Source organism: Wenzhouxiangella indolica (genome assembly GCF_042310355.1).
In the GTDB taxonomy this organism is placed as follows: domain Bacteria; phylum Pseudomonadota; class Gammaproteobacteria; order Xanthomonadales; family Wenzhouxiangellaceae; genus Wenzhouxiangella.
The window spans coordinates 49139-73045 of the sequence record NZ_JBHJMR010000008.1; the positions used below are offsets into that span (position 1 = coordinate 49139).

Consider the following 23907-nt stretch of genomic DNA (forward strand, 5'->3'; position numbering starts at 1 on the left):
GGTGGCATGACTGGATGGCCAATTGCGTTATAGCTTTCGCCAATCAGTAATTCGTGCCGAAGAAGACCGCCGGGCCCGGCCCGGCATTCCCCAAACCGAGGAGTGACCAATGATCGTACGTACCCTTGCCGCCGCCCTGGCGCTTGGCCTGGCCACCGTTGCCGTCGCGGAGACGCCCAACATCGAGCCCGGCCTGTGGAAATACGAAAACAGCATGACGTTCTCCGGCGACGTGCCGATTCCTGACCAGAACCAGACCAGCGAGGAATGCGTCACCGCCGAGGATATCGCCGAGGGCGATGCCTTTCTCGACGACGTCGACGAATGCGAAATCACGCACAAGGACCTGCGGCGCGACGGCATGAACTACTCCATGCTGTGCACCCAGCCCGACGGCACCGAGATGACCATGGACGCCGAAATGGCCTTTGCCGGAACCACCGCCAACGGCACCATCGACGGCACCATGGAAACCCCGATGGGCGCCATGCAGATGACCATCACCGTCACCGGCGAGCGCATCGGCGACTGCCCGGCCGAGTAACCCGGCGCCAACAAGCCGAGTCAGTCAGCAAGAAGCCGGGCACCGCCCGGCTTTTTTGTTGGTGACCACCGGGCGGGCGCCGTTGTGCTCGGGGTGCTTCACGAGTCGGGCGTGGGGTGGGTTGGCATCACCGGCCGCGGTGCGGGCCTCGACAAGTCAAATTCTGTTTCGCCCGGCGCTTTGCGCTCTTGCGGCGAGTAACTTTTTTCCCGCGCGAAAAAAGTAACCAAAAAACGCGCTTCAACGTCAAAGTCCAACGCTCGGTTATCTCAGGAGCTTGGCGACTGTGCGGGCTGGCCCCTTCGGTGAGCGGGCTTCGCGACGGCCCGGCTGATCGCGTGGTGCGCTGGATAATTTCCGAAAGTGGCCATGGGCGGGATCTTTGGCTTACGCTCCGGATTGACCCCCGCGCGCTGAGCGCGCGCCATCTGCTCGGCTGCGGAGAAGCGTAGGATGCGTGGAGCGAAGCGCAACGCATCAGCCGATGCGTTACGGCCCTACGGGCCTCCACGCATCCTACGCATCTGGATCGAGCCTCCGCGCGCGCAGCGCGCCACCTTCGAAGCCGTGCCGTCCTCGTGCGGGCTTCGTCCCATTCCTGCAAACGCCACCAGATCCTCCGACCGAGTCTTCGCGAAGCCCGCTCCACGAAGGGGCCAGCCACCTCGCGGCTCAAGTCCTGAAACCCCGGATCGTGGGACTTTGACTTTGAAAAGCGCTTTTTCGTATCTTTTTTCGCTTTGGAAAAAAGGTACTCGCCGAAAGAGCCTGCGAAGCAGGCCGGGCGAAACCGCAGTTGACGTGTCGAGGCCCGCACAGCGACCGGTGGGCGCCATCCCACCCACTGCCCCAGGGCGTGAAGTCGTCCGTCGGCGACGCGACCCCGACCTACGGCAACTGCGTCGCCAGCGCCCCCACATGCACCCCGTGATTGAAGTAGCGCGTCTTGATGCCGGACGCCTCGAAGCGCTCGGGTGTGACCGCCTCGATCTCGCCGCCCTTGCGCGCCTGGGTCAACGACCACCAGCCCGAGGGATAGCAGGGCTGAGGGAAGCCCAGGGTGCGGATCGTGGTGAAGCCGGCCCGTTCCATGTTGTCGCGGATGCCGGCGATGAGCTTGCGGTGCAGCAGGGGTGACTCGCTTTGCTGCAGGAACAGGCCGCCCTCGGCCAGGGCCGAATGGCAGTCGGCGACGAACTCGGGCCCGAACAGGCCCTCGGCCGGGCCGATCGGGTCGGTCGAGTCGACGATGATCACGTCCATGCTGCCGGGCTCGAGGTTCTTCACGTGCGCCAGGCCGTCGTCGAAGACCAGCTCGGCGCGCGGGTCGTCGTTGCGCTCGCACAACTCGGGAAAGAACTTCTCGGCCAGGCGGGTGACCTGCTCGTCGATCTCGACCTGGGTGCAGCGCTCGACCGCCTCGTGCGCCAGCACTTCCCTGAGCGTGCCGCAGTCGCCGCCACCGATGATCAGCACGCGCTTGGGCGCCGGATGCGAGAACAGCGCCGGGTGACTCATCATCTCGTGGTATAGAAAGTTGTCCCGCGTGGTCAGCATCACGAAGCCGTCGATGACCATCAGGTTGCCCCACTGGCTGGTGCGGTAGACGTCGATGGTCTGGTAGTCGGTCACCTCGTGCGCCAGGCGGGATTCGATCGCCCAGGACTGGGCGCTGCCGGCCTCGGAACAGGCCTCGGTAAACCATTTGCGGTCGGTCGGAAGCATGGCGTCTTGATCAGGCTGGAATCGACCATCGATGTTAACCCGAATGGCCGCCACGGTTGCCCGTTACAATCGACGCCATGACTGACGACTCCATCGCCCGCGCCCGCCGCCGCTACGCCATCGACCGCTGGTCGGAGGGCTACTTCGATCTCGATGACCACGGGCAACTGCTCGCGCGCCCCGACCGGGCGCAGCGGCTCGCACTGGCCGACATCGTCGAGCGCGCCCGCGCCGACGGCCTGCGCCTGCCCATGCTGCTGCGCTTTCCCGACATCCTGCGCGCGCGCGCCGGGCAGTTGCGCGAGGCCTTCGAAAACGCAATCGACGAGCAGGACTACGGCGGCCGCTACACCCTGGTCTACCCGATCAAGGTCAACCAGCAGGCCAGCGTGGTTCGCACGCTCTCCCGGGTGGACGGCCTGGGCCTGGAGGTCGGCAGCAAGCCCGAACTGATCACCGCCCTGGCCGTGAGCCGGCCGGGCACGCTGATCATCTGCAACGGCTACAAGGACGCCGCCTACATCCGCCTGGCCCTGAGCGGTCTCAGGCTGGGGCTCAAGCCGGTCATCGTGATCGAAAAACCCGGCGAATGGCCGCTGATCCGGCGCGAGGCCGAGCGCCTGGGCGTGAGCCCGGAAGTCGGCGTGCGCCTGCGCCTGTCCTCGCTGGGCAGCGGCAACTGGCAGAACACCGGCGGCGAGCGCGCCAAGTTCGGCCTGGCTGCCAGCCAGGTGCTGGGCCTGGCCGAGGCGATGCGCGAGGCCGGCTGCCTGGACTGGCTCAGCCTGCTGCACTTCCACATGGGCTCGCAGATTTCCAACCTGCGCGACATCCAGCGCGGCGTTCGCGAAGCCGGCCGCTACTTCGTCGAGCTGGTCCACGCCGGCATCGACATCCGCCGCCTCGACATCGGCGGCGGCCTGGGCGTGGACTACGAGGGAGGCGGCACGCGCAGCTTCTGCTCGATGAACTACTCGGTCGGCCAGTACGCGCACGCCATCGTCGGCGGCATCGCCGAGCTGTGCCGTGAGCACGAGCTGGCCATGCCCGACCTGGTCTCCGAATCCGGCCGGGCGCTGACCGCGCACCACGCCGTGCTGGTCACCAACGTCACCGAGACCGAGACCCTGCCGCGCGACGCCGAGGGCTGCAGCGCCGACGACCCGCCCGTCATCCGCGGCCTGGCCGAGGTGCTGGCCCAGGCCGACGAGCGCGAACCCGAGGAGAGCTTTCTCGAGGCCGAACACCTGCTCGAGGAAGGCCGCAACCTGTTTCTCTACGGCGACCTGCCGCTGCCCGACCGGGCCCGCCTGGAACCCATCTACAACGCCGTCCTCGAGCGTGTCGCCCTGCAGCTCGATCCCGAGCATCGCCGCCACCGCGAGCTCGGCGAGCGCATCCGCTACCGGCTCTCGGCCAAGTACTTTATCAATCTGTCGATCTTCCAGTCGCTGCCCGATATCTGGGCCATCGACCAGGTCTTTCCCATCGTGCCGCTGAGCCGGCTCGACGAGGAACCGACCGAGCGCGCCGTGCTCGAGGATCTGACCTGCGATTCCGACGGTAGAATCGACCAGTACGTCGATCGCGGCCTGCTCGAACCGACCCTGCCGGTCCACCGCATCGGCCCCGACGAGACCTACCTGCTGGGCATCTTCCTGGCCGGTGCCTACCAGGAAACCCTGGGCGACATCCACAACCTCTTCGGCGACACCGACAGCATCGATGTGCACCTCGACAACGGCGGCTTCCGCCTCGACAACGCCCGCGCCGGCGACAGCGCCGACATGCTGCTGGAACTGGTCGGCTACAACCCGCGCGAACTCATGACCGCCTGCCGCGCCCGCGTCGCCGCCGCCGGCCTGCCACGCGACGAAGCCGACGCGCTCGAGCGCTTGTTGGCGGAGGGGCTGTCGGCGTATACGTATCTGGAGACTTGATTCGGGACTCGGGACTCGGGACTCGGGACTCGGGACTCGAGGATCGTAGGATGCGTGGAGGCCGAAGGCCGTAACGCATCATCCCAACGCCGGGAAACGATGCGTTGCGCTGACGCTCCACACATCCTACGGATGATCGGTGGCCCAGCCGGCGACCGAACGTGGAAGCGTAGGATGCGTGGAGGCCGAAGGCCGTAACGCATCATCCCAACGCCGGAAGAACGATGCGTTGCGCTGACGCTCCACGCATCCTACGGACAATTGAACGCCCCACCGGCGAACGGGCGTGGAATCGTAGGATGCGTGGAGGCCGAAGGGCCGTAACGCATCATCCCAACGCCGGAAACGATGCGTTGCGCTGACGCTCCACACATCCTACGGACAATTGAGCGCCCCACCAGCGATCGAACATGAAATCGTAGGATGCGTGGAGGCCCGAAGGGCCGTAACGCATCATCCAACGCCGGAAGACCATGCATTGCGCTGGCGCGCCACACATCCTTCTCACAATCTGTGTTCATCTGCGTTGATCTGCGGTTCAATATATGGATAACGACCAAACAGGAGACACCATGAAAACAGGCTGGATCGGACTCGGCGCCATGGGTTGGCCCATGGCGGGCCATCTTCACGACCACGGCCATCTCGCGGCCGTGTGGAATCGCAGCGCAGAGAAGTCGGAGGCTTTCGCCGCCGGGCACGAGGGCGTTTCAGCCGCTGGGTCGCCGGCCGAGCTGACCGCGGCGGTCGAGGTCGTCTGCCTGTGCGTGTCCGCAGACGACGACCTGCGCGAGGTCGTCGCCGCAATGCGCGCTTCCCTGCGCGCCGGCCAGATCGTGATCGACCACTCCACGGTCGCACCCGCCACCGCCCGCGAGCTCGCCGAGCAACTGGCCGCACTGGACGTCGCCTTTATCGACGCACCGGTCACCGGCGGCGTGGAGGGCGCCAAGAACGGACAACTGGCCGTCATGGCCGGGGGCGAGGCCGAGGCAGTCGAAAAAGCCCGGCCGGTCATGAACAGCTACGCCCGCCTCGTCCACCACCTGGGCCCCGCGGGCGCCGGCCAGTCGGCCAAGGCGGTCAACCAGCTGATGGTCGCCGGCATCGCCGAGGCGGTGTGCGAATCGCTCGCACTGATGGAACGGCTCGAGCTGCCGCGCGAAGCGATGCTGGAGCTGCTCGGCGGCGGCGCGGCCGGTAACTGGTTCCTCGACAAGCGCGGCCGCACCATGCTCGAGGATTCCTTCGAGACCGGCTTCGCCCCTAGACTCCTGCTAAAGGACCTGAAGATCTGCGACCACCTGTGCCGGGAAGCCGGCTACGACTCGGCCGTACTCACCCAGGCGCTGACCGACTACCAGGCCCTCGTCGACGCCGGCGAAACCGGCCGCGATATCTCGGCCCTGTTCCGGCAAAAACGTGCCTGAACCCGGCGAGCCGCGCCGCCCGGCGCGGATGGATGGATGCAGCGCTTCAGTCTTCCGTCGCGTCGATGCGCACGCTTGTAGACACCGCTCCGGATGAACCGTAGTTGGCGCGTTGCGGCACACCGCCCTCGCCGGGCAGGACACCGTTGGTGTACTCGGCAAAGGTCGTCACGATGGCCGGACAGCCCCAATACCTGCGGCCCGAGGAGGCGACCAGGACCGGGGCGCCGTCGCCGCAGTCAAAGCCGAATCTCGCCTGGCCGTTTTCCGGCAGGCGCTCGGTGGCCGAAGGACTCATCTGGTCCAGGTCTTCTCCCGGCGACTGGACGAGATGACTGAGGCCGAATAGCCGCGAGTCCTGCACCGACCCGACCTCCGAAACCGTGGTGGTGAAATCCAGAAGATTGACGACAGCTTCATAGTCCAGCCAGAGCGTCGTCGTGTTGAAGAAAGGCAGGGCCGGCGGCGTGGGAATGCTGACCCCCGTCCACGACCTGCCCGACCGCTCGGTAATCAGCATGGAGACCGAGGCGGACGAAAGCGCATGGCTTTCCGGATACGCGCTTGCCGCGGGTAGCGTCACAGTCCACTCACTCCGGGCATTCAGCGACTCGGAGATATCGTAGGACGCTCGGGCGGTGTAGGTCATCAGCGCCGCCGAGGCCGCGTCGATCGGGTTCTCCCAGAAGTCCTCGATGCACTCGCCATCGACGCAGACCACCGAGCGGGTCTGCCCGGAAGAGGTGCCTTCGTCATGCGTCGAGGCCAGGTCCGGCTGGGCATCGCCCGGCCCGCTGTGCTGGACGATGTTGCTGAAATTCTTCAGGGCCGTGACCGGAACCCCGTAGAGCGTGCCTTTCGACACGTTGACGATCCGCGCACCGGCCCGGATATCGCCGGCAGGCGGGGCCAGCGCGGCATCCGGCGTCCAGGCATCGTCGTTCCACAGATCCACGATCGCCTCGCAGTCGCGGTCATTCACGTGCGCGGCCAGCGGCGGGTCGACCACGATGCCCATTTCCACGACCTCCAGCGAACCCGCGCTGAACTCGAAGCCCACCTCATCCGTCGCCTCGATGCCGTCCGTGCCTTCGACCAACAAGCAAGAGTCCGACGTAGTCAGCAGCCGCGCTGCGTCGTCCTGCCGCGTCAGGCCACCGGCCCAGGTCGCGCCCCGCGCGAGATAGAGATTGGCGGTCAGTCGTGGCTCGCCGTCGCGGTCGAGCACCCGCAGCTTCAGGGCCCGCGCGGCTGATTCCTCGGTCGAGTCGCTGATCTCGACCAGCGACTCGTTATTGCTGTTGGCAATTGCGAACGGCACGATCAGGTACTGGCCGGCGCCGTCGTCCGAGCGCTCGATCGCGGAGGCCCCGGACGTGCAAAACAGGCATACGGCGCCTGCCGCAGCGACGATTCGATGTACAAGAGATTGGTGCATGCATCCTCCCTCCGGATTCGGATTGTCCCTCTTCTGGTTCACCCGCGTGAACGGCATGACGCTCGTGCGCCTTGCCCGGCGCTTGTACTGGATTTGGGGATCCAGCGTGCAACAAGCGACACGATTCGATAGTATCAGCGGTTCCATTAAATCCGCCTCAATGTGACGATAGCCCGCAAAACACATCATTACACCCGAACCCTGGCCGGGGGGACGAACGTGTTCGGGACACAAGCACACAGGGAGTACCAGCCATGACTCGAATACTTGCGGCCATCCTGATGGCCATTCTGACCACCACCGCAGTGGCGGCCGGTGAGCGCCCGCCGCCCGCCAGCTGGGCGCTGGAGCGCGACACCCTGGCCGACATCCGCCAGCTCGACACCCTGCGCTACGACGCCCTCGACCTCGAAGCCATCGCCGCCGAGGACGCCGGGCGCGAAGCCATGGGCCAGCCGCCGCGCTTCGCCATTCCGCGCGAGACCAGTGTCCGCACGGCCGACGCCGGTCGCTGGGAAGTCGACGGCGACACCGCCATCTGGCGCATCGCCGTCAGCGCCGAGGAAGCCGTGCTTCTCAACTTCGGCTTCGACGATGTCTTTCTGCCCGAGGGCGCAAGGCTCTACGTCTACAGCCCCAAGGCCGCCGACGAGCAATCCATGGCGCCGCCGGGCGTCATCGGCCCCTACGGCAGCGAAATCAACAAGCCGCACGGCGAGTTCTGGACGCCCAACCTGCGCGGCAACGAAGCCGTGATCGAGTTCAACGTGCCGGTCGAACGGCAGGATGAGCTGCGCTTCCGGATCAAGCAGGTCAGCCAGGGCTACCGCGGCTTCGGCGGCACGGCCCTGAGCTACCACCAGAACAAGCGCCAGGGCAACTACGACGGCAAGCAGGCCTGCGAGACCACCGGCGGCGCACGTTCCGGCGCGTGCAACCAGGACGTTGCCTGCCTGAGCGAGGAAGATCCCTGGAACGACCCGGTTCGCTCGGTGGGCGCCTACACCGTCTCCGGCACCGACACCTGCACCGGATCGCTCGTCAACAACACCGCCAACGACCAGCGCATGCTGTTCGTCACCGCGTCGCACTGCATCGGCGAGAGCGATCCCCCCAGCATGGTGGTCTACTGGAACTACGAGTGGCCCACATGCCGCCGACCCGGCGATTCCGAAGGCACGGACACCAATCCGCCCGACCCGAACGAATCGACCAGCGGCGCCACTTGGCTGGCAGCCACCCCGAGCCCGTTTAGTGGTTGCTCGACGCCCGGCGAGTGCTCCGACGTCACGCTGACCGAACTCGACGGCACCCCCGACGAGGAATGGGATCTGCACTGGTCGGGCTGGGACCGTCGGCCGCCACCTACGGCCTGCGCGCAGGGTCCGGGCGACGAAACCGACGGACTGTGCGCCTCGATTCACCATCCGGCCGTGGACGAGAAGCGCATTACCTTCGTCGCCGAGGACATGGAGAGCGGCAACATCGCGAGCGCCCAGGGCATTCACTGGCATCCTTACTGGCATCCGGATCCGCCCGAGTTGCCGAACATGCCCGACGGCGGCGATATCCCGCCGGCGGTGACCGAACCCGGTTCTTCGGGGTCGCCACTCTACAGCGCCGATCAACGCTTTGTCGGCGTGCTCAGTGGCGGACCGGCCTTCTGCGGCGCGACGGGCGAGGATCTGTCCGACTTCTACGGCGGTCTCTGGCACGCCTGGGACGGCACCGGAACCGAGACGACGCGCATGAAGGATCACCTCGATCCGGTCGGCAACGAGCCCGACTTCATCGAGGGTATCGACGGCGCGGGCTTCACGATCGCCCCCGAAGAGACCTCGCTGAGCCAGTGCGGCTTCGACGACATCGTGCTCAACGTCGACGTCAACCAGAGCGGCGACTTCGCCGATCCGGTCACCCTGTCATCCACCGGCCTGCCCGGAGGCGTCGGCAGCGGCTTCTCGACCAATCCGGTCACCCCGCCGGGCAGCACGCAGCTTACGCTCGACAGCCTGAGCCAGGCCGGAACGGGCTCGTTCCAGTTCGACCTGGAAGGATCGGGCGGCGGCTTTGACCAGACCGTCCAGATGTCGGTTGCGCTCAGCGACGACACGCCGGGCGCGGCGACCATCACCGCGCCGGGCGACGGTGCGCTGGGCGTATCCACCAACCCGACCATCACCTGGGACGCGGCCGACCAGGGCGTGGACTACATCCTCGAGATCGCCGAGGACGCCGCCTTTACGCAGGTGGTCTACTCGGCCACCGTGCAGGGCACGAGCCACCAGGCCGATGCCGGCCTGGACACCAGCGCGAGCTACTACCTGCGTATTCGCGCCAGCAACGACTGCGGTGACGGCGACTGGTCGCCGACGGTGGAATTCACCACCGAGTCACTGCCGGGCGACTGCCCGTCCGGCACGCAGGCCACCAGCCTGCTGACCGAAGACTTCGACGACGCCTCGCTGCCGAGCGGCTGGAGCACGGACGGCTCTGTAGGCAGCGCCACCTGGGTGCCGTCGACGGCTCAGACCGAAAGCGGCTCTCACTCGGTCTTCGCCGAGAACATCGACAGCGAATCCGACCAGCGCCTGGCCTCGCCGGCCGTCAGCCTGCCGAACGACGCCACGTCGCTATTCCTGACCTTCCACAACTGGCAGGATATCGAGTCCGCCGACCCGGGCTGCTATGACGGCGGCTTCCTGGAGATCTCCACCGACGGCGGCGGCAGCTGGTCGCAAGTCACGGATGCCGATATCCAGGTCAGGGCCTATGATGGCGATATCGATGGCGGCTTCGGCAATCCGCTGGGCGGCAACCCGGGCTGGTGCGGCGACCCGCGCGACGCCTGGGAGCGCTACTCGGTCGACCTGTCGAACTGGGCCGGCGAGGATGTCAGCTTCCGCTGGCGCTTCGGCACCGACTCGTCGATCTCCCAGTACGGATGGCACGTCGACAGCGTGGAAGTGAAGGCCTGCGAGGCGGCCCAACCGATCATCTTCGAGGATCGCTTCGAAGGCGCGGCTGCGCGCTGATCCAGGCAAGCCAGCCACCAGCGCTGACAGCAAAAAGGCCGGGCACCGCCCGGCCTTTTTTTATGGCCGCCTTGTTCAGCCCGCAAGCCGCAAACGCCGGCCTCAGTCGTCGCGATCGACCCGGTCCCGCAGCCGGTTGAAGTAGTCGAGTTTCTCCTTCGCCATCACGCCGCCGAGCAACAGCAGGGCGATCAGGTTGGGCGCGGCCATCAGGCCGTTGAAGGTATCGGCGATGTCCCAGACGATATCCAGCCCGCCGACGGCGCCGACGAATACGAACAGCAGAAAGGCCAGGCGGTAGGGCACGACCACTTTGCGGCCGAACAGGTACTCCCAGCTTTTCTCACCGTAGAAGTTCCAGGTCAGCATGGTGGTGTAGGCGAAGAACGCGATCGCCAGGATGATGATGTAGCCACCCGGCCCCGGCAGCCCGGTGGAGAAGGCCGCGCTGGTCAGGTCCGCCCCGTTGTCTCCCGTTTCCATCACGCCGGTGACCAGGATCACCAGGGCGGTGACCGTGCACACCACGAGGGTGTCGATGAACACCTCCCACACGCCCCAGAAGCCCTGCCGGAAAGGCAGGTTGCGGGCCTGGGCATGGACGATCGACGCCGAGCCCAGGCCGGCTTCGTTCGAAAAGATGCCGCGGGCGATGCCGTAGCGCACCGAGGCGGCCACGGTCGCGCCGGCGAAACCGCCGATGGCCGGCGCCGGCTCGAAGGCGTAGCGGAAGATCATGGCGATGGCCGCGGGGATCTCGGTGACGTGGATGGCGAGAATGCCCAGCGCCCCGGCCAGGTAGGCCACGGCCATGATCGGCACGATCTTCTCGGCTGTCACGGCGATGCGGCTGATGCCGCCGAGCGTCACCGTCCCGACCAGGACCACGAGCGCCGCGCCGGTGGCCCAGGCCGGCAGGCTGAAGCCGGTGGCCAGCGACTGGGCGACGGTATTGGACTGCACCATGTTGCCGATGCCGAAGGCGGCCACGCCGGCGAAGAAGGCGTAGAGCATGCCCAGCCACTTCCAGTTGGGCCCCAGGCCCTTCTCGATGTACCAGAACACACCGCCGGAGACATGGCCGTCGGCGTCGACGTGGCGGTACTTCACGCCCAGCGTGGCCTCGGCCATCTTGGTAGCCATGCCGACCAGCGACACCACCCACATCCAGAAGATGGCACCGGGCCCGCCCAGTGCGATGGCCGTCGCCACGCCGGCGATATTGCCCACGCCGATGGTCGCCGCCATGGCGGAAGTGACCGCCTGGAACGGCGTGATCGCGCCCTCCTCGGTATCGATCTCGCGGCTGAACAATCGCCCGAAGCTGTGCTTCCAGGCATGGCCCAGGTGAAGGAACTGGAAGAAGCCCAGGCGGAAAGTCAGGTAGACGCCGGTGCCGACGAGCAGGATCATGAACGGCGGGCCCCAGACGATGCCGTTGAGCCAGCCGTTGGCGGCGGTGATGATCTCGAGCATGGTTTTTCCCTCGGTGGTTCGGCCTGTAGCCTAGCCGAAAAACGGGCTCAGGGCATCAGCCGGCGCCGCCAATGCCCTATACTCTGCCGGCGGAAGGGGGCGCCTGACTCACGAAAATGCACCAAGGAAGCTCTCAATGAAACGCCTCTATCTGCCGCTCGCCATCCTCACCCTCGCCGCATCGCCGCTGTTTGCCCAGATACCGGGCGATGTAAGCCTCGAGCAAGTGTTCGCCCCCGATACCTTTCCGGGCGCCCTCGGCATGGTCAACGCCGCCGACGGCAGCGATCGGCTGTTCGTGCTGCGCCAGGGCGGCCTGGTCGAGATCATCGACGACGGCCAGGTACTGCCGGATGAATTCCTGGACGTCACGTCGCTGACCAGCGGCGGCGGCGAGCAGGGCCTCCTCGGGCTGGCCTTCCACCCCGAGTTTGAATCCAACGGCCTGCTGTACGTTAATTTCACCTCCAACGGCACGCTCGCCCCTTCCGGCGACACCGTCATTGCCGAGTACCAGGTCAGCGCCGGCGATCCCGACCAGGTCGATCCCAACAGCCGGCGCGTTCTGATGACCGTCGTCCAGGATTTCAGCAACCACAACGGCGGCAACCTGGCCTTTGGACCCGACGGCTACCTCTACATCGGCATGGGCGACGGCGGCAGCGGCGGCGACCCCTGCAACCGGGCCCAGACGCTCGATCCCGATGCGATCGATACCGGCGGAAGCTGCAAGGACGACCCCACCGCCGCGCTGCTGGGCAAGATGATGCGCCTGGACGTCGACAGCACCACGCCGGCGGGCAGCAACAACCTGTGCGCCGCCGACGGCGACGGCTCGGCCGAGTACGCCATCCCGGCCGACAACCCATTCGCCCAGGACGACAACGCCTGCGGCGAGGTCTGGGCCTACGGCCTGCGCAACCCCTGGCGCTGGAGCTTCGACCGCGAAACCGGCGACCTGTGGATCGGCGACGTCGGCCAGGGCACCTGGGAAGAAGTCGATCTCGAACCGGGCGACTCGGCCGGCGGGGTCAACTACGGCTGGAACGTCTGTGAAGGCGAGTTTGCCACTGGCTCGACCTCCACGCCCTGCCCGCTCGCAGGCTCGGAGCTGCCCGTACTCAGCTACCGCCGCATCAACAGCAACTGCTCGGTCACCGGCGGCTACCGCTACCGCGGCCCGGTCCAGAGTCTGACCGGCACCTACGTTTACGCCGACTACTGCACGGGCAACATCTGGTTCGCCAACGAGGACGGCGGCGACTGGAGTGAATCGACATTTTCGACCGAGGGCTTCGACCTGCGCAGCTTCGGCGAGGACGAGGACGGCAACCTCTACGTGGTGCGCAGCGGCGGCATCTTCCGCTTCGAGGGCGACACCCAGCTGCCCGACCTGCTCTTCATGGATCGCTTCGAGCAGTAGCCTCGTTTCGGCCCGGGCGGGACAGCCGCCCGGGTTGTTACGGCTTGGCCAACTGGAATTAGAATCAGCCGCCTTCCTTCATAGCGCGTTTTTGAGCGGCGAGTTTTAAACTCGAGCGCGGACGACCCCCAGAAGGAGGACAGAAAAAGCGAGAAAGAACAGTCCAAGCTCTGAATTGAGTGGCACAGAACGAGCCGCCACTGAACCGAGAACCTCGAACGAAGCAGAGGCAGTCGGCTGCGCCTCTCCGTCTATGGTGCCGTCAATCATCAGTTCGTAACTTCCGGGCTCAAATGAACCAAGCGCAACGTCCAGCATCAATGGCGGTGACACAGGGCACACCGCATCTGGATTGGGCTCGACGACGTAATTCACCACGAGGGGCCTTGAGTCAACGTCAAGCTGAACACTTTCAATCCGATTAAAACAAGACTGAGCATTAAGGGTCATGGAGAGACTCAGCGCATCGGTTGGTTCGGCGGGCTGTGGGGACACCACCTGAGCCCAAGCGGGCGCACTCCATATGCCCACGATCAATGCAGCAAAGGCGATCAGATACCTGAGTTTGGATGAAAAACTCATAGGACGTCATTCTCCAGCAGTCTTGACACGCCTGGGCGATGTGGACATTTCCAGCGACGCTAGCACTGGGCAACTAAGTCTGTCAATTTAACGGAGCGTGCGGCCGTGTCTGTTTGATGACCGACATCGGCAACATCTTCGGCTTGGGCGAAGACAAAGCGGGCGCGCTCTACGGCTTGCTGGGCCGTTCGGTCCCGGTGCTCGACAGCAACCGGCCCTGATCCTGGGCAGCGCTACTCGTCGGTCATCAATGCCCGGATTTCGTCCGTCCGGGCCATGCCGTCGCGATAGCCCAGGTCGATCAGCTCCCGGCAGAATTCCGCCTCGAACAGCAGGTAGCTGGGCAGGCGCCCGCCGCCCCAGGCTCCGACGCCCTTGAGCAGGGTTCGCACGCTCGCCGGCACGCGGTGGCGGTGCCGCATGGCGATTTCGCGCACGTCCTTCGACGGCTGGATCAGCAGGGTCTCGACGGGCCGCAGGCCGGTCTTCTCGCGCTCGCCTTCGGGGATGTGCTCGAGCGTGCGGTTGATGCGCTCGAGACGAGCCAGGTCGTTGGCGAGGTAGTCCATGAAGATGACGTCGAGCAGGTAGGCGCCGATATCGCCCAGGGAGGGATAGACCGCGTCCTCGGCCGGTTCGGGATCCGGCCGGACATCGCGCGTGCCGATGATCAGCATGCGATCGGCACCCATGCGAATCGGCGGGCTCAGCGGCGTGGTCTGGCGCATGCCCCCGTCGCCGAAAAACTCGTGCCCCACGCGCGTGGCCGGAAACAGCAGCGGCAGCGCGGCGCTGGCCAGCAAGTGCTCGGCGCGAATCGCCGCGCGGCGGCCGACGCGCTTGCCGTCACGCCATCCCTCGATCTGCTCGGCCGCCTGGAAGAAGGTCACGGCCCGTCCCGAGCTGTAGCCGGAGGCGGTGACCATCAGGGCCTTGAGGATGCCGCTGTCGATGGCCCGTTCGACGCCGTCGACATCCAGCTCGCGCTCGAGCAGCCGGCCCAGCGGCTGGTTGTCGAGCAGCGACTTCGGGTTGGCCACGCCCAGGCCGCCCAGGGTCATGGAGGCCAGCCAGTGCAGCCCCCGGCCGAGGTTGTGCGCCCAGCCCGTGCGGTAGATGTGGTGGCAGCGGAAGTTGCCCCAGAAGTGATCAAGGCGCGCGGCGCCGTGGGCGAAGTCGCCGGCGTGCGAGGCCATGACCGCCGCGTTGATGGCGCCGGCCGAAGTCCCGGTGATGATGGGAAAGGGGTTTTCCCTTTCCGGCAGCAGCTCGGCCACGGCCCGCAGCACGCCCACCTGGTAGGCGCCGCGGGCGCCACCGCCGGGCAGGATCAGGGCAGCGGCCGATTGCGCACTCATCCGCCGCGCAGCACCATGGCCTCGAAACCGTTCTCGACCAGCCGGCGGCGTGCGCCGTCGGCGGCGCGCGCGCTGTCGAAGGGCCCGACGCGCACGCGGTGCCAGGTCGTCTCGTCGACGGTCACCGACTGCACTTTTGCCTCCAGCCCCAGCAGGGTGACGTTCGCGCGCAGGCTTTCGGCATCCTCGCCGGAGCGGAAGGAACCGACCTGCAGCACGTAGGGGCCCTGCTCGGCGGCCTCGCTGCTACGCTCGCGAGCGCGCTCGGCGATTTCCTCCTGCGGGACGACCACTTCGCGTTCGGGCAGGACGGTGAAGAAGTCGTACTGGCGGCTGCGCTCGCCCGCCACCTCCTCGGCAATCGGCGGCTCGTCGCGGCCCGAGGGCTGCTGACCGGTATCGGCGTCGTCGCGGCCGGGCAGGTAGCCGCCCAGCCAGGCCAGGGTCGCCAGCACAAGGCCGCAGACCAGCCCGGCGCCGAAGGTGAGCAGGCCGCCGGTGGCCGACGATCCGCCGCGCTTGGCCTGCCGCCGGGCCACTACATTTCTCCGGGCGCGGACACGCCGATCAGATCCAGGCCGTTTCTCAGTACCTGGCCGACGGCAGCAACCAGGTTAAGACGCGCGTTGCGCAGGTCTTCATCGTCGACCAGGAAGGGCATGGCGTTGTACCAGGAGTGGAAGGCGGCGGCCAGGTCGTGCAGGTAGTGCGCGAGCACGTGCGCCGCGCGCTGGCGCGCCGCCGACTCGATCAGCTCGGGAAAGCGGCCGACCATGCGCAGCAGCTGCTGCTCGTGATCGCTCTCGAGGCGCTCGACGGCGGCTTCGCCGATGGCCTGGTTGTGGCGCTGGCCGCGGCTGTCGAGCTCGCGGAAAACGCTCTGGATGCGGGCATGCGCGTACTGGATGTAGAACACCGGGTTCTCGTTGGCTCGCGACTTGGCCAGGTCGAGGTCGAAATCCAGGTGCTGCTCGTGCGAGCGCATGACGTAGAAGTAGCGCGCGGCGTCGTTGCCGACCTCGTCGCGCAATTCGCGCAGGGTCACGAAACTGCCCGAGCGCGTCGACATCTGGACCTTCTTGCCGCCGCGGTAGAGCACGGCGAACTGCACCAGCTGGAACTCCAGGCGGTCGGGATTCTCGTCGAGCCCGGCGGCGGCGGCCTTCAGGCGCGGCACGTAGCCGTGATGGTCCGCGCCGAAGACGTACAGCGAGGTGCCGCTGCAGCGATCGAGCTTGTCGAGCAGGTAGGCCACGTCGGACGCGAAATAGGTGGTTCGTCCGTTCTCGCGTACCACGACCCGATCCTTGTCGTCGCCCAGTTCGGTGGCCTTGAACCAGGTGGCGCCGTCCTTCTCGTACAGCCAGCCCTGCCGGTCGAGCTTCTCGAGCGAGCGCGCGAGCGCGCCGCTGCTTTCGAGTTCGCGCTCGGAAAACCAGCGCTCGAACGTCACGCCGAACGCCGCCAGGTCGTCGCGGATGTCTTCGACCATGGTCTCGAGGGCCGCCTTGAAGCAGGCCTCGTAGCCGGCCTCGCCGAGCAGTTCCCGGGCGCGGGCGATCAGTGCGTCGACATGCTTTTCCGAGTCGCCCTCGGGCGCGTCGGCGGGCAGCCCCTCGGCAACCGTCATGCCGGCATGGCGCAGGTCGTCGCCGTGGCGTTCGCGCACCTCGCGGGCGATGTCGTAGATGTAGTCGCCGCGGTAGCCGTTGTCGGGAAAGCCGACCTTCTCGCCGCTGAGCTCGAGATAGCGCAGCCAGACCGAAACGGCCAGGATGTCCATCTGGCGGCCGTGGTCGTTGACGTAGTACTCGCGATGGACGCGGTGCCCGGCGGCCTGCAGGATGGCAGCCAGGCTGGCGCCGTAGGCCGCGCCCCGGCCGTGACCGACGTGCAGCGGGCCGGTGGGGTTGGCGCTGACGAACTCGATCAGCACGTCTTCGCGGCTGCCCTCCGGCGCGCGGCCGTAGCCGTCGCGCTCGGAGAGAATGTCGCGCAGCACGACCTTGAGATAGTGGTTGCTGGCGAAGAAGTTCAGGAACCCCGGCCCGGCGACCTCGACGCGCTCGACCCGCTTGGAAGCCGGCAGGCGCGCTTTGAGCTTTTCGGCCAGTTCGCGCGGTGGCATCGAGGCCGGTTTGGCCAGTACCATTGCAATATTGCTGGCGTAGTCGCCGTGGCTGCGATCGCGGGTGTGCTCGATCTCGATGGTGGGGTCGATATCCGCGGGCAGCTGGCCCTCGCGTTTGAGATAACCCAGGGCCTGGCTGATCAATTCCTCGATGTGGGCGCGCATGTTTTGCCAAACTGCAGAAACAGCGAGTATTGTAACGATGCGCAGGGGGCTTGTGATCGCAAGGTTATCCACAGAGCCTGTGGAAAAGTGTGTGAACAAGTCCGGGAAGCAGGCGCCCCGGGCCCGTCATTGCCGCACTGGCTGCAGATTGGTCACTTTCTTGTCAGTTTTATAAACCCCATATAATCAACGAATTAGACGAACAATACAGAGCGGGAGAAAGCTGCGTGGCGCTAAACCCCTGTTTCTTTTACAGTGCGATGACGATGTGCATAATTTGCGAGGGGTCCAGATCGTGAACGGCAGAATTCGGCCCTATCAGGGCCAGGAACCGGCGCTCGGCGAGCGCGTGTGGGTCGATCCGGCCGCCAGCGTGATCGGCCGGGTCGAGCTGGCCGACGATGTCTCGATCTGGCCGGGCGCCGTGCTCCGGGGTGACGTCAACACCATCCGGGTGGGCGCGCGCAGCAATATCCAGGACGGCACGATCTGCCACGTGACCCACGACGGGCCCTATACGCCGGGCGGAATGCCGCTGGTGCTGGGCGCCGACATCACCGTCGGACACGGGGCGATCCTGCACGCCTGCACCATCGGCGACCGCTGCCTGATCGGAATGGGCGCGCTCGTGCTCGACGGTGCCGAAATTGCCGACGACGTCATGCTGGCCGCCGGCAGCCTGGTCAGCCCCGGCAAGAAGCTCGAATCGGGCCGACTCTACCGCGGCCGCCCGGCCGAGCCCGTGCGCGAGCTCGGCGAGCGCGAACTCGAGATGCTCCGCTACTCGGCCGCGCACTACGTGCGGCTGAAGGACCAATACCTGGACGAAGGGGATCATTCATGAACGAAGTGCCGACGATCGCGGCAAATGGCGTCAACATGCCGGCGCTGGGCATCGGAACCTTCGAGCTCGAGGAAGCCACGGTGGCCGACATCCTGCCGCACGCGCTGGAGTTGGGCTACCGGCATATCGACACCGCCCAGATCTATCGCAACGAGGCGGCTGTCGGGCGTGCCATCAAGCGCGTAGGCGTGCGCCGCGAAGACCTGTTCATCACCACCAAGGTGTGGGTCGACCAGTACGAGCCGAAGGCCTTTCTGCGCTCGGTGCAGGGCAGCCTGAAACGGCTGCAGACCGACTACGTGGACCTGCTGCTGCTCCATTGGCCGGTGTTCGGCGGCAACGGCATGAACCCCACCCTCGATGCGCTGATGCGCGCCCGCCGCGACGGGCTGACCCGCCACATCGGCCTGAGCAACTTCACCATCGACCAGACCGAACAGGCCGTGGCCTTCTGCGGTGAGGGCCAGCTGGCCACCAACCAGGTCGAATACCACGTCTACCTCGGGCAGGACCGGCTACGGCGCGTTCTGGCCCGCCACAACCTGATCCTGACCGCCTACATGCCGCTGGCCAAGGCGCGCACCGTCAACGATCCGGTGCTGTGGGATATCGGCGAGCAGTACGGCAAGACGGCGGCCCAGGTCGCGCTGCGCTGGTTGGTCGAGCAGGACCGGGTCGCGGCCATTCCGGCCACCTCGAACCCGCATCACGCCGCGACCAACTTCGACATCTTCGATTTTCAGCTCACCGTCGAAGACCAGGAGCGCATCGCCGGCCTGGACAAGAAACGACGCATCTGCAAGCCCGAGGGCCTGTCTCCCGAGTGGGACGACTGACAGCCGGTCAGGGTTGGAGGCGCACGCCGTCGGCGACCAGCCGATACTCGACCGGATCATCCAGCAGGGCGGCGTCGGCGCCGTCTTCCTCGACCATGTGCTCGGCCGCCTCGGGCGACAGTTCGCGGCGCTCGAGCACGCCGTGAGCCACGGCCGGCCCGCGGGCGTCTTCGGGGATGGCGAAACCGTGATCGCGGGCAACGATGCGCAGCATCTCGCCACCGCTTTCGAACACGGCCCAGCAGCCCTTGTTGGTGCAGACGTCGGTCATCCGCCCGGACAGGGCGACGGGCTTTTCCAGCCACTGGTCGGGATCGGCCAGGACCTCCTCGATTCCGATCGGCTCGAGCGCCGCGCCGGGGGGCTGCCCGAACCAGTCGGCGGCCACAACCACCGGCGAAAGAAACAGTGCGGCAACGGCGATCGCTGTGAGTCTGTTCATGATTGCTTCTTGTCCTTTTCCATGTCCTCGATGATACCCATGAAGGGCTTGACGAAGTCCATCGGCAGCGGGAAGACGACGGTCGTGTTCTGCTCGGCACCGATCTCGGTCAGCGTCTGCATGTAGCGCAGCTGCAGCGCGCCGGGCGCCTCGGCCAGCTTGACCGCGGCCTCGACCAGTTTTTCGGAGGCCTGCTGCTCGCCGTCGGCGTGAATGACCTTGGCGCGCCGCTGACGCTCGGCCTCGGCCTGCTTGGCGATGGCGCGGATCATCGACTCGTCGAGGTCGACGTGCTTGATCTCGACGTTGGAGACCTTCACGCCCCAGCCGTCGGTTTGGCGGTCGAGGATCTTCTGGATGTCCTCGTTGAGCTTGTCGCGTTCGGCCAGCATCTCGTCGAGCTCGTGCTTGCCGAGCACGGAACGCAGCGTTGTCTGCGCCAGCTGGCTGGTCGCGTCCATGAAGCGCTCGACGTTGATGACCGCCTTCTCCGGGTCGATCACGCGGTAGTAGACCACGGCGTTGACCTTGACCGAGACGTTGTCCTGCGAGATCACGTCCTGGGTCGGCACGTCCATGACGACGGTGCGCAGGTCCACGCGAACCATCTGCTGGATGATCGGAATGACGATGATCAGGCCCGGCCCCTTGACCATGTAGAACCGGCCGAGCGTGAAGATCACCCCGCGCTCGTACTCGCGCAGGATCTTGATGGTGTTGGCCACCAGCAGGACGAGCAGCACCAGGCCGGTGCCCAGAAAGGTAAAGTAGTCCAGACTCATGACGTCGCTCCTTCGGAAGTTTCGATGGGTCGTACCTTGAGAACCAGGCCGTCGAGGGCAACGATCTCGACCGTCTGGCCGCGCCGAACGGGCCGGTCGCTGGCCGCGCTCCAGTCCTCGCCTTCCAGGTGCACGCGACCCTCGCCGTCGGCGAAATCGCTGATGGCCTCGGCGTGACGCCCGGCGAGTGCTTCGCGGCCGGCAACCTGGGGTCGGCGGTAGGACTTGGCCGCCAGGTAGACGATGGCCAGGAAGACGAGCGCGGAGGCCAGGCCCATGGCGGCGATCAGGCCGGTATTGATACCCATGCCGGGAATATCACTATCCATCAGGATGATCGAGCCGACCACGACGGCGGCCACCCCGCCGATGCCGAGAATGCCCAGCGAGGGAACGAACAGCTCCACGGCGATCAGGGCAAACCCGAGCAGCATCAGCGCCAGGCCGACGTAGTTGACCGGCAGGATCTGGAAGGCGTAGAGCGCGAGCAGCAGGCAGATGCCGCCGATCACGCCCGGCACCAGGGCGCCGGGGTTGTAGCCTTCGAGGATCAGGCCGTAGATGCCGATCATCAGCAGCAGGTAGGCCAGGGTGGGGTTGGTCAGCACGCTCAGGAAGCGATTGCGCCAGTCGGGCGTCTGCTCGACGATGCGGGCGCCCGCGGTCGCCAGCGTTTGCGTGCCGGCGGCCATCCGCACCTCGCGGCCGTCGATCGCCTCGAGCAGGGCGGGGAGATCGTCGCTGACCAGGTCGATGACGTTCATCTCCTCAGCCTCGCTGGCGGTCAGGCTGACCGACTCGCGCACGGCGCGCTCGGCCCAATCGGCGTTGCGGCCGTGGCGCTCGGCCAGGCCCCGGATGTAGGCCACCGCGTCCTCGACCGCCTTGCGGGTCGTGGCGTCACCGCCGCTGCCGGAAGATGGTTCCGCTTCGTTATCGTCGCCGCCTTCTTCCACGGACTCGGCGGATTCCTCGCTTTGGTCTTCCTCACCCTCGGACTCTTCTTCCAGGGCGTCCCGGGCGCGCTCGACCGGCGAGGCGGGCTCCTCGTCGTCGCCACCGCCCCCGCCGATCTGGACCGGTGTGGCGGCCCCGAGATTGGTCGAAGGCGCCATGGCGGCGACGTGGCTGGCGTAGAGCATGTAGGTGCCGGCGCTGGCGGCGCGGGCGCCGGGCGGGCCCACCCAGGTGGCCACCGGCACCCGGGCGTTGAGGATCTTCTTGATCATGTCGCGCATCGAGGCGTCCAGGCCGCCCGGCGTATCCATGCGCAGCACCACCAGGGCGGCATCGTCGGCTTCCGCCGCCTCGATCCCGCGGATCACGTAGTCGCGCGTGGCCGGCCCGATGGCACCGTCGATGTCGAGCACGTAGACCGCCGGCGACGCCGCTTCGTCCTGTGCCAGCGTGTGCGGCAGGAAGGCGGCGGCGAGCAGGACCGCGCCCAGGAGCACGAACCATCGGGCCGCTTTCGCGGTGGATTTCTGCAAGGTGGACTGATTGGCCATCACGCCTACATTAGAACGTTGCGCGCGTGATCGCAACGTGCCGGCTTTGAATCCGCGCCGCAGCGCCCCAACCATCGAAGGTCAGGCTATTTGCAACGAACATTCAGGAGTCAACATGAACGACAACAGCATGCGCGAGCAGCTGAGCATGGACGCCGACGCGCTCTACCGCGAAGAGAGCTTCAGCGATCGCCGGGTGGGCAGCATCCAGCGGCTGACGCCGGTCACCGCCGACGGCGACGACGACAGCTCACGTTCGGTGCGCTACATCGGCCAGACCCAGGTCATGAGCCCGGCCGGGGCGCTGCCGATCACCTTCGAGCTGGAGGTCGATTCGCTGTCCGAGGCCGTCCGCCAGTTCCCCGAGCTTGCCGAGAAGGCGGTCGAGGAGACCATCGAGGAGCTCAAGCGCCTGCAGCGCGAGCACCAGTCGTCGATCATGGTGCCCGGCCAGGAAGGCGGCCAGGGCGGCATGGGTGGTCTCGGCGGCCAGGGGGGCGGCATGCCGTCGGGCGGAGGTATCCAGATCTGACAGCGCTTGGTGGCGCCCCCGCCACTGCGCTAAGATTGCGGTAGACGAACGGTTTATCGCCCAATGGTCAGATCAATGATGCGCAGCCTGTCAGGCGTCTTCCTCCTGCTGGCGGCGGCGCCGCTTGCGGCCCTGAGCTTCGAGGACAGCTCCCAGCAGGTGGGCTTCACGCCGAGCCACGCCGACCAGGTGCCGGGCGGCGGCATTGCCGTGGCCGATTTCGACCGCAACGGCTACCCGGACATCTTCGTAACTGGGGGAACGGGCTATGGCAACCGCCTTTACTTCAACGACGGCGACGGGAACTTCGAAGACGACGCGGACATCAACGCCCAGCTGTTCGGCGAGAACTGCTCGGTAACCGCGGCCGCCGACTTCGACAACGACGGCTGGCCGGATCTCTACGTCGGCTGCCGGTGGTCGAATAATCACCTGTTCCGAAACCTCGAGGGGCAGGGCTTCAAGGACGTCACCCCGATCGAGCTCAACCACCACGTGCCCTGCTGCGCCAGCACGCGGACCGATGCCGTGGCCTGGGCCGATCTGACGGGCAACGGCTACCTCGACCTCTACATCGGCATCTTCACCGGGGCGAGCGACACCGGCAACGCCAACAACCTCGATCGCATCATGCTCAACAACGGTGACGGGAGCTGGACCAATGCCGCCGAGCAGCTCGACCCCGACAAGCTCATCAAGACCGGCCTGGCGGTCGCGATGAGCGATCTCAACGGTAGCGGACGCCCGGACATCTACGTGGTCAACGACAAGTTGATGGGCAACCACCTGTGGCGCAATGACGGCGCCGGCTGCGGCAGCTGGTGCTTTACCGATGTGTCCGAGGAATCGGATACCGACATAAGCGCCTACGGCATGGGCATCGCCATCGGCGACGTCAACCGCGACGGACTCTGGGATATGTACTTTTCCAGCATCGATGCCCAACACCTGCTACTGGGCGAAGATTCCGATCCGCTGGCTTTTCAGGAGGTCGTCGACACACCGCTCAACCACGACGCAGTCGGGTGGGGCACGATTTTCGCCGACTTCGACAACGACGGCTGGGAAGACGCCTACCTGGCAGTGGGGCCCGAAAGCTTCGCGCCAACCGAACTGGTCGACCAGGTTTTTCACAACCAGGGCGACGGCAGCTTCGCCAACGTCACCGCATCGAGCGGGCTGGGGACCAAGATTCCGACCCAGGCGGCCGCGCGTATCGATCTGGACCGCGACGGGACCCTCGATCTGGTTCTGCATCACTGGAATCGCCAGCCCGGGTATCGCGTGTACCGCAACACCACCGAGTCGACCGGCAACTGGATCGGTTTCGAGCTGACCGGCGGCGGCCCCGTCAATCGCGACGGCATCGGTGCCCGGGTCGCGCTCCAGACCGCCGACGGCGGCAGCCAGATGCGCGAGCTTCGCGCCGGCGAGTCGCGCGGCGCCAGCCACGATCCGGTTCTGCACTTCGGTCTGGGCGAGCACGACAGCGCCGAGGTAACCATCACATGGCCGGACGGGACCGAGCAGTCGCTGGGCACGCTGACGGGCTGCCGATACCACCACCTCGTTCATCCGCAATCCCAAGTCACACCACCGCCAGGGGGAGATCATGGCATTTTCCGCAGCCGCTTCGAGTCATCCTGCAGCTCAACGCCCGAGTGATTCCCTTTCGTCCCTGAGATCGACCGTTCTCGCTCTGCTCGCCCTCGCCGC

The 23907-nt window shown here is 66.4% G+C and carries 19 protein-coding genes; 9 read left to right on the forward strand and 10 right to left on the reverse strand.

Annotation, left to right across the window (positions count from 1 at the left end; genetic code table 11):
* Nucleotides 1-109: 109 nt before the first annotated feature.
* Nucleotides 110-544 (forward strand): DUF3617 domain-containing protein, encoded by a 435-nt coding sequence (locus ACDC67_RS10170; RefSeq protein WP_376692820.1) that lies wholly within the window; start codon nucleotides 110-112, stop codon nucleotides 542-544.
* A gap of 888 nt (nucleotides 545-1432) precedes the next feature.
* Here ACDC67_RS10170 and speE read toward each other — a convergent pair.
* A complete protein-coding gene (gene speE, locus ACDC67_RS10175) occupies nucleotides 1433-2269 on the reverse strand; it encodes a polyamine aminopropyltransferase (protein WP_376692822.1) in 837 nt (278 codons plus the stop codon).
* 77 nt (nucleotides 2270-2346) lie between these two features.
* On the opposite strand from speE, the gene speA reads away from it, so the two are divergent.
* A complete protein-coding gene (gene speA / locus ACDC67_RS10180; RefSeq protein ID WP_376692824.1) occupies nucleotides 2347-4209 on the forward strand; it encodes a biosynthetic arginine decarboxylase in 1863 nt (620 codons plus the stop codon).
* A 572-nt stretch (nucleotides 4210-4781) separates the two neighbouring features.
* Complete coding sequence (locus tag ACDC67_RS10185) at nucleotides 4782-5639, forward strand: NAD(P)-dependent oxidoreductase (RefSeq protein ID WP_376692825.1); 858 nt, start codon at nucleotides 4782-4784, stop codon at nucleotides 5637-5639.
* A 46-nt stretch (nucleotides 5640-5685) separates the two neighbouring features.
* On the opposite strand, the gene ACDC67_RS10190 is transcribed toward ACDC67_RS10185, so the two are convergent.
* Nucleotides 5686-7077 (reverse strand): hypothetical protein, encoded by a 1392-nt coding sequence (locus ACDC67_RS10190; protein ID WP_376692827.1) that lies wholly within the window; start codon nucleotides 7075-7077, stop codon nucleotides 5686-5688.
* 254 nt (nucleotides 7078-7331) lie between these two features.
* On the opposite strand from ACDC67_RS10190, the gene ACDC67_RS10195 reads away from it, so the two are divergent.
* Nucleotides 7332-10112, forward strand: a complete 2781-nt coding sequence (locus tag ACDC67_RS10195) for a choice-of-anchor J domain-containing protein (protein ID WP_376692829.1) — start codon at nucleotides 7332-7334, stop codon at nucleotides 10110-10112.
* A 102-nt stretch (nucleotides 10113-10214) separates the two neighbouring features.
* Here the strand turns inward: ACDC67_RS10195 and ACDC67_RS10200 are convergent, their stop codons facing one another.
* Nucleotides 10215-11588, reverse strand: a complete 1374-nt coding sequence (locus ACDC67_RS10200; RefSeq protein ID WP_376692830.1) for an alanine/glycine:cation symporter family protein — start codon at nucleotides 11586-11588, stop codon at nucleotides 10215-10217.
* Between the two features lie 136 nt (nucleotides 11589-11724).
* On the opposite strand from ACDC67_RS10200, the gene ACDC67_RS10205 reads away from it, so the two are divergent.
* Nucleotides 11725-13011 (forward strand): PQQ-dependent sugar dehydrogenase, encoded by a 1287-nt coding sequence (locus ACDC67_RS10205; protein WP_376692831.1) that lies wholly within the window; start codon nucleotides 11725-11727, stop codon nucleotides 13009-13011.
* A gap of 105 nt (nucleotides 13012-13116) precedes the next feature.
* On the opposite strand, the gene ACDC67_RS10210 is transcribed toward ACDC67_RS10205, so the two are convergent.
* From ACDC67_RS10210 to argS, 4 genes are all read right to left on the reverse strand, one after another.
* A complete protein-coding gene (locus tag ACDC67_RS10210; RefSeq protein ID WP_376692833.1) occupies nucleotides 13117-13593 on the reverse strand; it encodes a hypothetical protein in 477 nt (158 codons plus the stop codon).
* Between the two features lie 233 nt (nucleotides 13594-13826).
* Nucleotides 13827-14951, reverse strand: a complete 1125-nt coding sequence (locus ACDC67_RS10215) for a patatin-like phospholipase family protein (RefSeq protein WP_376692835.1) — start codon at nucleotides 14949-14951, stop codon at nucleotides 13827-13829.
* Nucleotides 14948-15490, reverse strand: a complete 543-nt coding sequence (locus ACDC67_RS10220; protein ID WP_376692837.1) for an SPOR domain-containing protein — start codon at nucleotides 15488-15490, stop codon at nucleotides 14948-14950. Before ACDC67_RS10220 ends, ACDC67_RS10215 begins: the two co-directional genes overlap by 4 nt.
* Nucleotides 15490-17247 carry an arginine--tRNA ligase gene (argS, locus tag ACDC67_RS10225; protein WP_376692839.1) on the reverse strand — a complete coding sequence of 586 codons (1758 nt, stop codon included), beginning with the start codon at nucleotides 17245-17247 and terminating at the stop codon, nucleotides 15490-15492. Before argS ends, ACDC67_RS10220 begins: the two co-directional genes overlap by 1 nt.
* Nucleotides 17248-17542: 295 nt before the next feature.
* On the opposite strand from argS, the gene ACDC67_RS10230 reads away from it, so the two are divergent.
* Together ACDC67_RS10230 and ACDC67_RS10235 are read left to right on the forward strand one after the other, a co-directional pair.
* Complete coding sequence (locus ACDC67_RS10230; protein ID WP_376692841.1) at nucleotides 17543-18091, forward strand: gamma carbonic anhydrase family protein; 549 nt, start codon at nucleotides 17543-17545, stop codon at nucleotides 18089-18091.
* Entirely contained in the window at nucleotides 18088-18927 is an 840-nt protein-coding gene (locus tag ACDC67_RS10235) for an aldo/keto reductase (RefSeq protein WP_376692842.1), read from the forward strand. The genes ACDC67_RS10230 and ACDC67_RS10235 overlap by 4 nt, the downstream gene beginning before the upstream one ends.
* Before the next feature lie 7 nt (nucleotides 18928-18934).
* Here the strand turns inward: ACDC67_RS10235 and ACDC67_RS10240 are convergent, their stop codons facing one another.
* The 3 genes from ACDC67_RS10240 to ACDC67_RS10250 are packed head-to-tail and all read right to left on the reverse strand — an operon-like array spanning nucleotide 18935 to nucleotide 21659.
* On the reverse strand, nucleotides 18935-19369 hold the full coding sequence (locus tag ACDC67_RS10240; RefSeq protein WP_376692844.1) for a DUF4920 domain-containing protein: 435 nt from the start codon (nucleotides 19367-19369) through the stop codon (nucleotides 18935-18937).
* Nucleotides 19366-20145: a slipin family protein gene (locus ACDC67_RS10245; protein ID WP_376692969.1), complete on the reverse strand. Its 780-nt coding sequence runs from the start codon at nucleotides 20143-20145 to the stop codon at nucleotides 19366-19368. The genes ACDC67_RS10240 and ACDC67_RS10245 overlap by 4 nt, the downstream gene beginning before the upstream one ends.
* Nucleotides 20146-20147: 2 nt before the next feature.
* On the reverse strand, nucleotides 20148-21659 hold the full coding sequence (locus ACDC67_RS10250; RefSeq protein ID WP_376692846.1) for an NfeD family protein: 1512 nt from the start codon (nucleotides 21657-21659) through the stop codon (nucleotides 20148-20150).
* A gap of 115 nt (nucleotides 21660-21774) precedes the next feature.
* Here ACDC67_RS10250 and ACDC67_RS10255 point away from each other — a divergent pair, with 115 nt between their 5' ends.
* Together ACDC67_RS10255 and ACDC67_RS10260 are read left to right on the forward strand one after the other, a co-directional pair.
* Complete coding sequence (locus ACDC67_RS10255) at nucleotides 21775-22191, forward strand: hypothetical protein (RefSeq protein WP_376692848.1); 417 nt, start codon at nucleotides 21775-21777, stop codon at nucleotides 22189-22191.
* A gap of 63 nt (nucleotides 22192-22254) precedes the next feature.
* Complete coding sequence (locus tag ACDC67_RS10260; protein ID WP_376692850.1) at nucleotides 22255-23856, forward strand: CRTAC1 family protein; 1602 nt, start codon at nucleotides 22255-22257, stop codon at nucleotides 23854-23856.
* Nucleotides 23857-23907: the final 51 nt, after the last annotated feature.